Below are 377 nucleotides of genomic sequence, written 5' to 3' on the forward strand. Positions count from 1 at the left end.
GCCTATATTATGGGCGAGGATCCGCTGCAGACCGATGCCGAGCTTTCCGCGGTGCGCAAGGCGTTTGAACAGCTGGAACTGGTTATCGTCCAGGATATTTTCATGACCAAAACCGCCGCCGCGGCCGACGTCATCCTGCCGTCCACCTCGTGGGGCGAGCACGAAGGCGTGTATACCGCAGCGGACCGCGGCTTCCAGCGCTTCTTTAAAGCGGTGGAGCCGAAGTGGGACCTGAAAACCGACTGGCAGATCATCAGCGAAATCGCCACCCGGATGGGCTATCCGATGCACTACAACAACACCCAGGAGATCTGGGATGAGTTGCGGCATCTGTGCCCGGACTTCTACGGCGCTACCTATGAAAAAATGGGCGAGCT

The 377-nt window shown here is 58.6% G+C and carries 1 protein-coding gene; it reads left to right on the top strand.

Features of this window, described 5'->3' with window-relative positions; all coding sequences use genetic code 11:
• Window positions 1-377, top strand: a 377-nt coding sequence (locus tag PGR79_RS23825) for a molybdopterin-dependent oxidoreductase (protein WP_430922629.1), incomplete at both ends; no start/stop codon positions are given.

It is taken from the genome of Klebsiella sp. 141161 (assembly GCF_050600815.1).
Lineage (GTDB): Bacteria > Pseudomonadota > Gammaproteobacteria > Enterobacterales > Enterobacteriaceae > Klebsiella > Klebsiella aerogenes.